This window comes from Bradyrhizobium sp., from assembly GCF_035570375.1.
Classification (GTDB): Bacteria; Pseudomonadota; Alphaproteobacteria; order Rhizobiales; family Xanthobacteraceae; genus Bradyrhizobium.
The window spans coordinates 38,608-51,987 of sequence record NZ_DATMLW010000154.1; the positions used below are offsets into that span (position 1 = coordinate 38,608).

General features: G+C 62.6%; 13 protein-coding genes. 6 read left to right on the forward strand and 7 right to left on the reverse strand.

Features of this window, described 5'->3' with window-relative positions; all coding sequences use genetic code 11:
- Positions 1 to 87 precede the first annotated feature (87 nt).
- Positions 88 to 486 (forward strand): RT0821/Lpp0805 family surface protein, encoded by a 399-nt coding sequence (locus VNX23_RS16720; protein ID WP_414643021.1) that lies wholly within the window; start codon positions 88 to 90, stop codon positions 484 to 486.
- Positions 487 to 1,015: 529 nt separating this feature from the next.
- Entirely contained in the window at positions 1,016 to 1,963 is a 948-nt protein-coding gene (locus tag VNX23_RS16725; RefSeq protein ID WP_325631780.1) for a J domain-containing protein, read from the forward strand.
- A gap of 381 nt (positions 1,964 to 2,344) precedes the next feature.
- Here VNX23_RS16725 and VNX23_RS16730 read toward each other — a convergent pair whose 3' ends face one another.
- Together VNX23_RS16730 and VNX23_RS16735 are read right to left on the reverse strand one after the other, a co-directional pair.
- Complete coding sequence (locus tag VNX23_RS16730) at positions 2,345 to 3,112, reverse strand: anti-sigma factor (protein ID WP_325631781.1); 768 nt, start codon at positions 3,110 to 3,112, stop codon at positions 2,345 to 2,347.
- Between the two features lie 141 nt (positions 3,113 to 3,253).
- The gene (locus VNX23_RS16735) at positions 3,254 to 3,742 is read right to left on the reverse strand and encodes a sigma-70 family RNA polymerase sigma factor (RefSeq protein WP_325631783.1); all 489 of its coding nucleotides are present in this window, start codon (positions 3,740 to 3,742) and stop codon (positions 3,254 to 3,256) included.
- Positions 3,743 to 4,162: 420 nt separating this feature from the next.
- Here VNX23_RS16735 and fabI point away from each other — a divergent pair, with 420 nt between their 5' ends.
- The 3 genes from fabI (at position 4,163) to VNX23_RS16750 (ending at position 7,698) form a co-directional block, all read left to right on the forward strand.
- The gene (fabI, locus tag VNX23_RS16740; RefSeq protein ID WP_325631785.1) at positions 4,163 to 4,981 is read left to right on the forward strand and encodes an enoyl-ACP reductase FabI; all 819 of its coding nucleotides are present in this window, start codon (positions 4,163 to 4,165) and stop codon (positions 4,979 to 4,981) included.
- A gap of 321 nt (positions 4,982 to 5,302) precedes the next feature.
- A complete protein-coding gene (aroC, locus tag VNX23_RS16745; protein WP_325631786.1) occupies positions 5,303 to 6,391 on the forward strand; it encodes a chorismate synthase in 1,089 nt (362 codons plus the stop codon).
- Between the two features lie 68 nt (positions 6,392 to 6,459).
- A complete protein-coding gene (locus VNX23_RS16750) occupies positions 6,460 to 7,698 on the forward strand; it encodes an adenylate/guanylate cyclase domain-containing protein (RefSeq protein WP_325631788.1) in 1,239 nt (412 codons plus the stop codon).
- Here VNX23_RS16750 and clpS read toward each other — a convergent pair.
- Positions 7,662 to 7,967 (reverse strand): ATP-dependent Clp protease adapter ClpS, encoded by a 306-nt coding sequence (gene clpS, locus VNX23_RS16755; protein WP_325631804.1) that lies wholly within the window; start codon positions 7,965 to 7,967, stop codon positions 7,662 to 7,664. The two genes, VNX23_RS16750 and clpS, sit on opposite strands and share 37 nt — an antisense overlap.
- A 276-nt stretch (positions 7,968 to 8,243) precedes the next feature.
- Here clpS and VNX23_RS16760 point away from each other — a divergent pair, with 276 nt between their 5' ends.
- Positions 8,244 to 9,122 (forward strand): DUF1194 domain-containing protein, encoded by an 879-nt coding sequence (locus VNX23_RS16760; protein ID WP_325631789.1) that lies wholly within the window; start codon positions 8,244 to 8,246, stop codon positions 9,120 to 9,122.
- 131 nt (positions 9,123 to 9,253) lie between these two features.
- Here the strand turns inward: VNX23_RS16760 and VNX23_RS16765 are convergent, their stop codons facing one another.
- From VNX23_RS16765 to dxs, 4 genes are all read right to left on the reverse strand, one after another.
- Entirely contained in the window at positions 9,254 to 10,495 is a 1,242-nt protein-coding gene (locus VNX23_RS16765; RefSeq protein ID WP_325631791.1) for an RNA methyltransferase, read from the reverse strand.
- Positions 10,488 to 11,243, reverse strand: a complete 756-nt coding sequence (locus VNX23_RS16770) for a TlyA family RNA methyltransferase (RefSeq protein ID WP_325631793.1) — start codon at positions 11,241 to 11,243, stop codon at positions 10,488 to 10,490. Before VNX23_RS16770 ends, VNX23_RS16765 begins: the two co-directional genes overlap by 8 nt.
- A 2-nt stretch (positions 11,244 to 11,245) precedes the next feature.
- Positions 11,246 to 11,815 (reverse strand): nucleoside 2-deoxyribosyltransferase, encoded by a 570-nt coding sequence (locus tag VNX23_RS16775; protein WP_325631794.1) that lies wholly within the window; start codon positions 11,813 to 11,815, stop codon positions 11,246 to 11,248.
- 55 nt (positions 11,816 to 11,870) lie between these two features.
- Positions 11,871 to 13,380: 1-deoxy-D-xylulose-5-phosphate synthase (gene dxs, locus VNX23_RS16780; RefSeq protein ID WP_325631796.1), on the reverse strand; the 1,510-nt coding region annotated here is incomplete at its 5' end.

A 13,380-nucleotide genomic window follows, 5' to 3' on the forward strand; every position in this document is an offset into this window, starting at 1 on the left:
TGCGGTTTGCAGCCTCATGCCAGGCTCGCTCTATATAGGGCATGGGGGCGCTTTGGCCTATCGGCGATCGCGCCCGCGGGGACCGTGATGGCGCTGATTCTCATCGGCATTGGCGCCGGCGGCTGCAGCATGGGCCGCCAGGACGGCAGCTTCGCGAAAACGGGCAATGATTTTACCGGTTCGCTCGGCCCACCCGGCGCGCCGGTGCCCACCGATTCGGATCTGGCCTTTACCCGCAATGCGGCCTCCGACGTACTGACCAAGGGCGACAAGGATGCCAGTCAGCCCTGGGAAAATCCCGAGACCGGCGCGCGGGGCTCGGTGACGCCTTTGGCCCAGGCCTACACGTCCGACGGGCGGACCTGCCGGGATTTCCTGGCGAGCTATGTCAACGGCACAGCCGAAAGCTGGCTGCAGGGAGCAGCGTGCCAGACCGGCCATGGGCAGTGGGAAATTCACACTCTCAAACCGTGGAGGCAGGGCTGAACCGCAAAGCCCGATCCGCTCGAGAATCCGGTTTTGCGTCTGGTCGGGTTCTAAACTATGGGAAGGGCGCTAGTGTCCCGATTCCGAAGTTCGTATCATTGCGCGGCATACTCGTTTACGAACTTCGGAATCGAAAGGACACTAGCAAGTCATTGTTTCTAGTGTGGCTTTGGTTCAGAAGTCCGCATGACGAGCTGGCAGCAATAATGATGCGGACTTCTGAACCGCCACACTAGTGTCCCGATTCCGAAGTTCGCAAGCTATCGTGGCCACCTCCGATGCGAATTTCGGAATCAAAGGAGCTCTAGCAACTTGTTGATTTGAGTAGCGGCTTTGAATTTGAAGTTCCTTCACGAGCTTGCCGCGATACTGATAGGAACTTCAAATTCGCCGCACTGGTGCATTTCGACCCGAGGCTCCTCGTTCCAGGCGGATCATGCCCGTTGCAAAAATGCCACGACGACCCCAAATGAATTTTCAAACGGGCGCTTCGCCCCATCTCAAGATTCCCCGGAAGGAGACCTGACGGATGCGCGACCCCTATGAGGTCTTGGGGGTGCCACGGGGTGCCAGCGCTTCAGCGATCAAGAGCGCCTATCGTAAGCTTGCCAAGAAGTATCACCCCGACGCCAACAAGAACGATCCGAAGGCGGCGGCCCGATTTGCCGAACTGAATTCGGCCAACGAGATCATCGGTGACGATGAGAAGCGCAAGCAGTTCGACCGCGGCGAAATCGATGCTGATGGCAAACCGCGATTCCAGGGATTCCCCGGAGGCGGCCCCGGTGGGCGCGCCGGCGGCTTCGAAACCCATACCTTCCGGACCGGGGGTGGGTTCGGCGGCGGCGGCGGCTTTGAGGACATCCTCAACAGCATGTTCGGCGCCGGCGCCGCACGCGGCGGGCGAAGGGGGTCAGGCGGCAGCACCTTCGAATTCGACCCCGGCACGATCGCGCTCGACCTCGACGTTTCGGTTTCTATGGCGGTGTCGCTGGAGGAGGCGGTCAAGGGGGCCGAGAAACGCGTCCGGCTGCCAAACGGAAAGGAGCTCAACGTCAAGATTCCCGCAGGCGTTGTTGCGGGCCAGCAGATCCGGCTCAAGGGGCAGGGCGAGTCCGCACCAGGTCATCCGCCCGGCGATCTCCTGATTACGGTCAACATCGCGCCGCACCCGTTCTTCAAGGTCGACGGCAGCGATCTGCGCCTCGATCTGCCGATCACGCTGTATGAAGCGGTGCTCGGCGGGAAAGTCCGCGTGCCGACGCTTGGCAGCGCGGTCGAATTGTCGATCCCCAAGAACACCTCAAGCGGCAGGATCTTTCGCCTGAAGGGCAAGGGCTTGCCCAAGGCCGGCGGCGCCGGCGACCTGTTCGTCACCACCCGGATCATGTTGCCGGACGGCAATGACGCGGAGCTGGAACAGCTGATGCAGAAATGGCGGGAAACACATCCCTACAACCCGCGCAGCGATTTTTGATGAGCGGGTGCGAGACGCAAAAAAGGGTGCGGCCTCGGCCTGGGGGACCAGCGCGGTACAAGACCCCAGGCGAGGCCGCTTGCGTCGATCGGCGGATCGAACGCGCGACAATTTGTCGTGGGTACATGGTGCGATATTGAGACGTGTCCATGTTCCAATTTCAGATTCTTAATGTCCGAATTTGGACACTGGTGTCCTGATTCCGAAGTTCGTATCATTGCAACGGCACGCTCGTTTACGAACTTCGGAATCGAAAGGACACCAGCAAATCTATGATTCTAGTGTGGCTTCTCGTTCAGAAGTCCGCATGACGAACTCGCGGCAATAATGACGCGGACTTCTGAACCGCCACACCAGCCGCGCGCGCCGCTCGACCGGCTCTCAGCCGCCCCTCTCGTTCTGTTCGTAGACCAGCCGGGCGACCTGCTGCAGACGCTCCTTGTTGCCAGGACCGCTCAGCACGTAGCCGACGTCCTCGTCCGACCAATACATCGCGCCCGAGTTCTCGGCGGCGGCGTAGCGCATCTGCTCGGTTCCGGTCTTCGCGCGTGAAGCGTAAAGCGTGTAGCGCTCGCCTGTTGCGGACTCATACATCAGGAAGGATGCCGGCCCGGTGGGACCCGGCAACAGCCGGCCTCCGATCAGTTTGAGCCCGGTCGAATCGAGCTCCGGCGCCCGGACGTCCCAGCCGCATCGCTTGCTCAGCCAGGTCTGCAGATGCGCCCGATCGGTGCCGGGAATCTCGACCGGATGGCGAACGTCCACGACGTAAAGCCGGTGCGCGTCGAGTGCGTCGGCGGTCAGGCTCTGAAGGGCGGACGGCGCAGCCGCAACGCCACGCACCAGCCAGCCCGCGCTGCCGCCGATCACGAACGCGGCCAACGCTGCAGCAATCGCGCCGTACATCCACTTGCGCGGAGTCCGCACCAGCTGCTCGATCTCAAGCCGCTTCGGCACCGCCTCGTCGGCGACCTCATCATAGCGCGAATGCAGCATCTCGGCCATTTCGCGCCATGCCCTTACCCGTTTGGCACAGTCCGGATGGGCGACGAGCCAGGCCTCGACGTCGTCGAGCCGCTCCGCCGGCAACTCATTGTCTACGTAGGCGTGGAGTTCGTCTTCGGTAACAGGGATCTTCGTATCGTTCATGGTCGTGATCTCTTCTCTTTCGCAATCATTCCGTTTGCCTTCCGCCCCCGCGGAAGGACAAGCCTGGCTGCAATGTGGTTGCCCCGGAAAACCCGGCAGAAAACGGCTCTCGCATCTATGCTTCACGCACGGAATTAATCGTCATTTCACTCTCCGCAATGCAGGGCGTTCTCCTTCGAGAACGGCCTTCACATGGGCGCGAGCGCGCGCCAGGCGTGACATCACGGTGCCGATCGGTACGCCCTGAATGTCGGCGACCTCGCGGTAACTCAATCCCTCCAACATCACGAGCAGCAGCACGGCGCGCTGCTCTTCGACCAAAGTTGCCAGCGCCTTGGCAATATCGCGTCCCTCCGCCTCTGTCCCGCTCGCATCGGGATTGTTCTCCAAAAGCGGCATGAATTGCGGTCTTCGCGCCAGCGATCGCCGGCGGTTCTTGTTCAGGTTGGTCAGGATCGTGTAAAGCCAACTTCTGACATCGCCTCCAAGAAACAGTCGCTCCGAACGCAGCGCCCGCACCAGCGTATCCTGCACCAGATCGTCGGCAATATCAGCGTCACGCGTGAGGGCGCGCGCATAGCGGCGCAGCGCTGGAATCATGGCTTCCACACTCTCGCGAAACGCAGTCATTGCGCGCGATCCAACTTGTCCCTTTGGCTCAAGACGGGCACTGGCGCCAGTGGTTTGGTGCTGCAGCGAATGTCTGGTCCGCGCCACTGCTGTGCCGGGCGTCTCGAGCGCCACACACAACTAACACCAGGATAAAGGGGCTATTCCCTCGCTAAGGTTGCGCGACAAACGGTCTCAGGCACGAAGAATCGAGACTTACCGTCCATGAGGCAAGTGTGGCGGATTTGAGGTTCCTATCCGTCTCGCCGCGAGTGCGTTATAGGAACGTCCAATCGAAAGCCACACTAGACTCATGAAGACTCATGGAGTTGTTAGTGTCCCTTCCGATGTTCAAAAAATGCGTGCGGCTAAGTCCTGCGAACGTCGGAACCGGGACACTAATGTACCTCCAAACCTGTTTCTCCTCGATCAGGAAATCGAATGACCAAGTATCCGGATCTGATGAAGGGCAAGCGCGGGGTGATCCTCGGGGTCGCCAACAACCGCTCGATCGCCTGGGGCATTGCCAGGGCGTGCCACGCGGCCGGTGCAGAAATCGGCCTGACCTGGCAGGGCGACGCCTTGAAGAAGCGGGTCGAGCCGCTGGCCAGGGAACTGAACGGCGCCCTGCTCGGGCACTGCGACGTCACCGATCCCGCAACCATCGATGCCGTCTTCGCCGTCGCGAAGGAGAAATGGGGCAGGATCGATTTCGTGGTGCACGCGATCGCCTTTTCCGACAAGGACGAGCTGGATGGTCGTTATCTGGAGACCACGGCGGACAATTTTTCCAGGACGATGCTGATCAGTTGCTACTCGCTGACCGCGATCGCCCAGCGCGCTGAAAAGCTGATGACCGACGGCGGCTCGATGCTGACGCTGACCTATTACGGCGCCGAGAAATGGATGCCGCACTACAACGTCATGGGCGTTGCAAAGGCCGCACTTGAGGCGAGCGTGCGCTACCTCGCCGCCGATCTCGGCGAAAAGAGCATCCGCGTCAACGCCATCTCGGCGGGGCCGATCAGGACGCTGGCGGCCTCCGGTATCAGCGATTTCCGCTACATCCTGAAATGGAACGAATACAACGCGCCGATGCGCCGCACCGTGACCATCGAGGAAGTCGGCGACAGCGCGCTCTATCTCCTGTCGGATCTGTCGCGCGGGGTCACAGGCGAAGTGCACCATGTCGATTCCGGCTATCATGTCGTCGGCATGAAGCGGCCGGACGCGCCGGATATTTCGCTCGCCAGGGAATGAGAAATGTCATGCGCGGGCTCGATCCGCGCATTGGAAAAAATATGCCGGGTGCATGCCGACGTATTGCGAAGTATGGTTAAGAATTGGTGGCAAACCCCATCCCACCACCGTCATGCCCGGCACTCGGGTCCGGCTTCGCCGGCCCGAGCACAGGCCCATTGTGCCGGGCATCCACGTCTTTGTTAATGGCAAGGCCAGGCGTGGATGGCCGGGACGAGCCCGGCCATGACGAGTGGAGATTGACCGCTTCAACCGCGCGCTTTACCGACATTTGACGTATTATGTTGATTGTCAACATGGGCGAGCGAAGCTGGGGACAGCATGTCGTTCAATACCTACGGCCACATGTTCCGCGTCACGACCTTCGGCGAGAGCCACGGGGTTGCGATCGGCTGCGTGGTCGATGGTTGTCCGCCGTTGTTGCCGCTGACCGCAGAAGAGATCCAGCGCGATCTCGATCGCCGCCGCCCCGGCCAATCGCGCTTCACCACGCAGCGACAGGAGGCTGACGCGGTGAAAATTCTCTCCGGCGTGATGGCGCATCCGGAAACGGGCGTGCAGGTCACGACCGGAGCGCCAATCGGGCTTCTGATCGAGAACACCGATCAACGCTCGAAGGACTATTCCGACATCAAGGACAAGTTTCGCCCCGGTCACGCCGACTACACTTACGACGCAAAATACGGTTTGCGCGATTATCGCGGCGGCGGGCGTTCCTCGGCGCGTGAAACCGCGATGCGGGTCGCGGCCGGCGCGATCGCGCGAAAAATCATTCCGGGCGTGACCGTGCGCGGCGCGCTGGTGCAGATGGGGCCGCACAGGATCGATCGGGCGAAATGGGACTGGGACGAGGTCGCGCGCAACCCGTTCTTCTGTCCCGACAAGGACAAGGCCGCCTTCTTCGAAGACTATCTCGACGGCATCCGCAAGAACGGTTCTTCGATCGGCGCGGTGATCGAGGTGGTCGCCGATGGTGTGCCTGCGGGGTGGGGCGCGCCGGTCTATGGCAAGTTCGATGCGGATCTTGCGAGCGCGATGATGAGCATCAACGCGGTGAAGGGCGTCGAGATCGGCGCGGGTTTTCTGGCGGCCGAACTGTCCGGCGAGGAAAACGCCGACGAGATGCGAATGGGCAATCAGGGCGTCACTTTTCTCTCCAATCGTGCCGGCGGCATTTTGGGCGGCATCTCCACCGGACAGCCGGTGGTGGCGCGCTTTGCGGTCAAGCCGACGTCGTCGATTCTTTCGCCCCGCCGCACAGTGGATCGCAAGGGCAATGAAACCGAGATCGTCACCAAGGGTCGTCACGACCCTTGCGTCGGCATCCGTGCCGTCCCCGTCGGCGAGGCCATGATGGCCTGCGTGCTCGCGGATCACTTTTTGCGCCATCGCGGACAGGTGGGCGGGTAAGGCGCGAAACGTTTGAACGTCGCTGCCGGCCTTGACGTAGCCGCAAAACGCGCAGCAATGTCCCGTCCATGAACGCTTCCGACCTGCAGAAACTGGCCGAATGGCTGATCGACGGTGCGAGGACAGCGCCCAGCCCGCCGCGGATGATGGCCGAGACCTGCGAACGCCTGGTTGCGGCGGGTTTGCCGCTGTGGCGCGTCGGCATCTTTGTTCGGACGTTGCACCCCGACATCATCGGCCGCAATTTGATATGGCGGCAGGGGGCCGAGGTGGTTGTCGGCACCGCCAATTACGACATGCTGGGTTCGCCGGAATTTTTGAGCAGTCCGCTCGCAATCGTCTTTCGCGAGGGGCGGGAGGTAAGGGCGCTGCTCGACGGGCCCGACGGCAAGCGCTTCCCGCTGTTCGATGATTTGCGCGAGGAGGGCGTCACCGATTATATCGCTCTGCCGCTCGTACACATCGATGGCTCCTTTCATGCCTCGAGCTGGACCACGAAGCAGCCCGGAGGATTCACCGACGAGCAGCTGGTCGGCCTGCGTTCGCTGATGGCGCCGCTTGCCCGGCTGGTCGAGATCATGCGCTGGCGCCGCACCGCATCCGTCCTGCTCGACACCTATGTCGGCAACCGCGCCGGCGAGCGGATTCTCGGCGGGCAGATTCGCCGCGGCCACGGCTACACGATGAATGCGGCGATCTGGCTCTCGGACCTGCGTGGCTTTACCGCGCTCTCGGACCGCCTTCCGGCAGAGACCGTGGTCGATATTCTCAATCAATATTTCGATTGTCAGGTGGGTGCAATCAGGACGCATGGCGGCGAGGTCCTCAAATTCATGGGTGATGGGCTGCTCGCGGTGTTTCCGATCGATGAGTATGTCGGCGACGTCAGGAAGGTCTCCACGCAGGTTGTGGAAGCCGTTCGCGAGTCGCGCGCCAATGTCGAAGCGCTGCAATATCCGATCGGCGACACCGCTGAGCACTTCCGCTTCGGAGTCGCGTTGCATGTCGGTCGAATTCTTTACGGCAATATCGGCGGCGGCGACCGGCTCGACTTCACCTGTATCGGACCCGCGGTCAATCTTGCGGCTCGGCTGGAAAAGATCGCAGGGCGCCTGCATCGCACGGTAGTGGCATCTCGGGCATTTGCCGACGCCTGCCCCGGCGGCTGGACGGACCTCGGCGAATTTCCGATCGCGGGATTTTCAAAGCCGGAACGCGTGTACGGATTGCTGGACGAGACCTCGGACGCAGAGGTGGCTGGCGCGCCGCTTCATTCCTCGGGTTCGGTGGTGAACAGCAGCGGATAGCCCTTGGCGCGGCCGGCGTCGGTGGCGCGCGTCGCCTTGGTTTCGGCAACGTCCCTGGTGAAGACCGCAACCACGCATACCCCGCGCCGGTGCGCGGTGATCATGACCCGGTGCGCCTCGTCTTCGGTCATGCGGAATTCCGCCTTCAGCACCGCAACGACGAATTCGCGCGGCGTGTAGTCGTCGTTGAGCAGGATGACTTTGTGCAGCCGCGGGCGTTCGGTCTTGGTCTTGACCTTGGTCTTCGGCTTGGTGACGGTTTCGATCATTCCGTTCAGCACCTCCTGACGTTCGCCATGGTCGATTGAGAATATAGCCTTAAGGCCGGCGTTGGAACCGGCGGATTTGCGGCAGCCCGCTTCGCTGCCGGGTTTCCTGCGCGGAACAGCGATGACGTCGGCCGGGTCGGCCTGTTTCAGCGCCGCGCAACTTGTCTGCTTCGAGGCAATCTTGAAGCTAACCTGAATGTGAACGCGAATGCGCGTTCCGCCTTTCCGTTCGCCACTTTGCGTGTCAACATGATCGGACACGACGGGAGGCCGCTCATGCGCAGGTATATCTCGATCGGAGCGGTGCTTGTCGCAGGCGTGATCGCAGGCGGTGTCGCTGCGGGCCTGGCCGCGCCGAATTTTCATCCGTTTTCGGTCGACCGACAGGACGCGCGAACGGCGGACAAGGAAGATGCGGCCACCGTCGATGTCGAACTCGCGATCGCGGTCGATGTCTCCTATTCCATGGACATGGACGAACTCGCGGTGCAGCGCGATGGATATGCGCAGGCCCTCGTTTCCAGGGAATTCTTGCAGGCGCTCAAGAGCCTCCCCAACGGCAAGATTTCGATCACCTATTTCGAATGGGCAGCCTCGAGCGATCAGAAGATTATCATTCCCTGGCGGGTAATCGATGGCCCCGAAACCGCGGACGCGGTCGCCGACGAAATCATGAAGGCGCCGATCCGTCGCGCCTCGCGCACCTCGATTTCGGGCGCGATCTATTTTGCCATGCCGCTGTTCGAGGCCAACCCGTATCGCGGGTTGCGGCGTGTCATCGATATTTCCGGCGACGGGCCCAACAACAACGGCTCGCCGGTCCTTCCCGCGCGGGAGGCCGCGCTCGCCAAGGGCATTACCATCAACGGCCTTCCGATCATGGTCAAGGAGCCCACCTTTTCGTCGATGGATATCGAGAATCTCGACTGGTACTACGAGGATTGCGTGATCGGCGGCCCGGGCTCCTTCGTGGTGCCGATCAAGGACAAGGACAAGTTCAGGGAGGCGATAAGGACCAAACTCCTGCTCGAGGTCGCGGGCCGCGCGCCAGAGCGCCGCGTCGTCCCGGTGGCGGAGAAGGCGCCGGCGGAAAGGGAGCCGCGCGTGTCGTGCCTGATCGGCGAGAAGATCTGGCAGGATCGCTGGGGCCGCTGAAGCCGCAATGTGCCCCGGAAACTGCTGAACCGGGGTCCGTTTGGGTTCCCGCTCTGGGAGCAGCCATAGCGCGTCGAAGACGCGCGTAAACGCGCTGATGGCACGCTGCACCGCGTCCGGACATGCGAATACTACTTCGCGAACTTCGCCACCAGCTCGACATGCGGGCTGTAGCGAAACTGGTCGATGGGGCTCACGCCTTCGATTCTGTATCCGCCCTCGATCAGGATGCGCGCGTCGCGGCCGAAGGTCGCTACGTTGCAGGACACCGCAACAATCACGCCGACCTTGCTCGCTGCCAGTTGTTGCGCCTGTGCCTGCGCGCCCTGTCGCGGCGGATCGAACACGACGGCGTCGAATTCGCGCAATTCCTGCATCACCAATGGCCGGCGGAAGAGATCGCGCCTCTCCGCCCTGACCGGCTTCAGCCGCGGCGTCGTGCCTGCTGCCTTCTGCAGCGCGGCCACGCCGCCCGCGTCATTATCGAATGCCGAGATCCGCGATTTTTCCGCCAATCTCAAGGCGAAGGGACCGACGCCGCAGAAGAGATCGGCGATGTGTCTGGCGCCCTTGCAATGGTCCGATACCAGCGTCGCCAGCGCCTCTTCCCCCGCAACTGTGGCTTGCAGGAACGAACCGGGCGGCAGCATGACCTGCGCAGTGCCGATCGCGATCACGGGAGGGTTACGCAGCAATATCAGCTCGCCATGGCGCGTCAGCCGCGCCAGGCGATGTTGCTCGGCCACGCGCGACAAGGTCGAGATCATCGCAGCCGCGAGCCGCCCCGAGCCGCGTACATCGACGTCAAGGCCGCCATCCGTTGCGGTGAGCTGGATGTCGAGCGGCTTTCCGCTCGGCTTCAGCGGCTCGGCAATCGCCCAGGCTGCGTCGAGCGCGCCGTCAAGCGCCGGATCGAGGATCGGACAGCGATCGATCGGGACAATGTCGTGGGAGCTCGCCGCCGCATATCCCACCTTGAGCACGTCGTGGGTGCCAAGGCGCGCGTGAAGGGTCATGCGCCGTCGCCCCCGGCCATGGGCGTCGATCAGCGAATGCACCTCGCAAGCGATTTTGGCTTGCGCCAGCGTCTCGATGACGAGGTTGCGCTTCCATGAGCGGTAGCGTTCGGTTTCCCAATGCTGGATCGCGCAGCCGCCGCAGGTTCCAAAGTGCTGGCAGATCGGTGCGATGCGCTCCCTGCTTGCGCGCTCGACCTTAAGAAGGCGCCTGCGGTCGGGATGTTGTCCCGGCGCCGGGACGACCTCCACGGTCTCGCCGCCAAGCGTGTACGGCACGTAAAGCGTCTCGCCGCCGGCAAAGGCGACGCCGTCGCCAAAATGCCCGACATGATCGATGGTGAGACGCTCAACCACGTCGCGCACCGATGAAGAATTCGGCGTTGCCGTCGCCACCGCTGATTGGCGAGGGAAAGACGCGGATATCCGTGCAGCCGAGCGAAGCTGCGAATGCGGCGATGCCGTCGCAGACTTCCTGATGCACCGCCGCGTCGCGGATGATCCCGCGCCTTGAATGTTTTCGCGAAGTCTCGAATTGCGGCTTGATCAGCGCGAGAAGATACATCGGTGCTGCCGCAAGCGACAGCGCAACGGGAAGCACGAGCTTCAGCGAAATGAAGCTGACGTCGATCACGACGATATCGGGCCGCGCGGGCAGGCGCTTGCCCTCGAGCGAGCGGATGTCGGTTTCCTCCATGGATCGGATCTTCGGATGGTGGCGCAGCGACGGGTGCAGTTGGGCGCGCCCGACGTCGACAGAGAAAACCATGCTGGCGCCGTTCGCGAGCAATACTTCGGTGAATCCGCCGGTCGATGCGCCGACATCGAGACAGACGTGATCCTCGATCGCAATCGGGTATTGCTCCAGCGCGCCCGCGAGCTTGACTCCGCCGCGTGAAACATAGGGGTGCGCCGGCTCCGCCTTCAGCACCGCGTCGGCGGGAACGGTTTCGGAAGCTTTCAGCACCTGCTTCTGATTGGCCGAGACGAGCCCCGCCTCGATGGCAGCCTGTGCCCGCGCGCGGCTTTCAAACAGCCCGCGCTCGACCAGCAAGATATCCGCGCGCCTGCGGGGAACGGCTCGGCTCGTGTCCCGCGCGGCCATGTTCAGCCCGATGCGGGTTGCGAGACGCCGAGCCGAGCGGCCGCCAGGCGCACGCAAATCTCGAACGCGGCGAGATCGCGCCAGGTATCAACGGGTCTTTGCCGCGGCATCACCAGCGCGCAGCCGTGAAGATCGAGCGCATGGATGATCATCAGATTGTCGGCGAGGCCGAAATCCTCCACCGTTAATCCCAGCGCGTCTTTCAGGCCTCCCTCGTCTGACGTCACTTTGGTGAATTCACGCACGCGATCGACATAGGGTGAGGGATCGTTGGAATATCCAAGGCACAGCTTGCCGCGACCGGCCATGTAGCCGAGTTCGTAGACCGTGCCTGCGTCCGCGCTCGGTCCGCGAAACGGCGTAAGGTTGGCGATGACGGCGTCCGCTTCGTTCATCATGGCCTCGTTGCCACGGAAGATCTGCAGGGAAGCCTCTTTGGCCGCAACGTCGATGGCATTGTCCATCGGATATAATCCGACGAGGTGATGACGCGCGCAGATGTCGGCCTTGCGCCGCCCGATATCAATGGCATCGGGCAGGAAAACGTCGGGGCCGGCCAGATATATTTTCATCCTTGAATGGCGAGTGGGCGGCGCCGGCCTTGCAGGCCGAAGCCGCTGAGCCGCCTCAGGCGAGCTTGACCGCCTCGGTCTTGAAGTCCTTGCCCAGCGTCTCGAACACCTTGGCGACGATGCCTTTGGCATCGAGGCCAGCGCGGGCATACATCGCGGCCGGGGTGTCGTGGTCGAGGAACGCGTCCGGCAGCACCATCGAGCGTATCCGCAGGCCGCCGTCGAGCATGCCATGCTCGGCCAGCATCTGCACGACGTGGGAGCCGAAACCGCCGATCGCGCCTTCCTCGATGGTGAGAAGAACCTCGTGCTCGCGCGCGAGCTTCAAGATCAGGTCGACATCGAGCGGTTTCATGAAACGCGCATCCGCGATCGTGGTGGAAAGCCCGTGCGCGGCCAGTTCGTCCGCCGCCTTCTCACACTCGCCAAGGCGCGTGCCGAACGACAACAGCGCGATCTTGGTGCCTTCGCGGACGATGCGGCCCTTGCCGATCTCGAGCGGAACGCCGATTTCGGGCATTTCGACGCCGCGACCCTCGCCGCGCGGATAGCGCAGCGCGCTCGGCCGATCGTTGATGGCGACCTGGGTCGCCACCATGTGCACCAGTTCCGCCTCGTCGGAAGCGGCCATGATCACGAAATTCGGCAGGCAACCGAGATAGGCGTTGTCGAACGAACCGGCGTGCGTTGCGCCGTCGGCGCCGACAAGTCCGGCGCGGTCGATCGCAAATCGCACCGGCAGGCTCTGGATCGCCACGTCGTGCACGACCTGGTCATAGCCGCGCTGCAGGAAAGTCGAATAGATCGCGCAGAACGGCTTGTAGCCTTCGGTGGCAAGCCCGGCGGCAAACGTCACCGCATGCTGTTCGGCGATGCCGACGTCGAAGGTGCGATCAGGGAAGGCTTTGGCGAAAATGTCGATGCCGGTTCCGGACGGCATCGCCGCGGTGATGCCGACGATCTTGTCGTCCTTCCCTGCTTCCTTGACGAGGCTCTGGCCAAAGACGTTTTGATAGGCGGGCGCATTCGGCTTGGACTTGCTCTGCGCGCCGGTGGCGACGTCGAACTTGACCACCGCGTGGTACTTGTCGGCGGAGGCTTCGGCGGGCGCATAGCCTTTGCCTTTCTGAGTCACGACATGAACCAGGATCGGCCCGGTCTCCATGTCACGGACGTTCCTGAGCACCGGCAGAAGGTGGTCGAGATTGTGGCCGTCGATCGGGCCGACATAATAAAAGCCGAGTTCCTCGAACAGCGTGCCGCCGCCGACCATGAAGCCGCGTGAATATTCCTCGGCGCGGTTGGCGCGGTCGGCGAGCACTTTCGGCAGGTGTTTGCTGAGCTGCTTGGCGGCCTCGCGCAAGCTGCGATAGGTCCTGCCGGAATACAGTCGCGACAGATAGGCCGACATCGCCCCGACCGGAGGTGCAATCGACATGTCGTTGTCGTTGAGTATGACGATCAGGCGCGAATTCATCGCGCCCGCATTGTTCATGGCCTCATAGGCCATGCCGGCGGACATCGCGCCGTCGCCGATCACGGCGATGACATTATTCTTTCCGCCG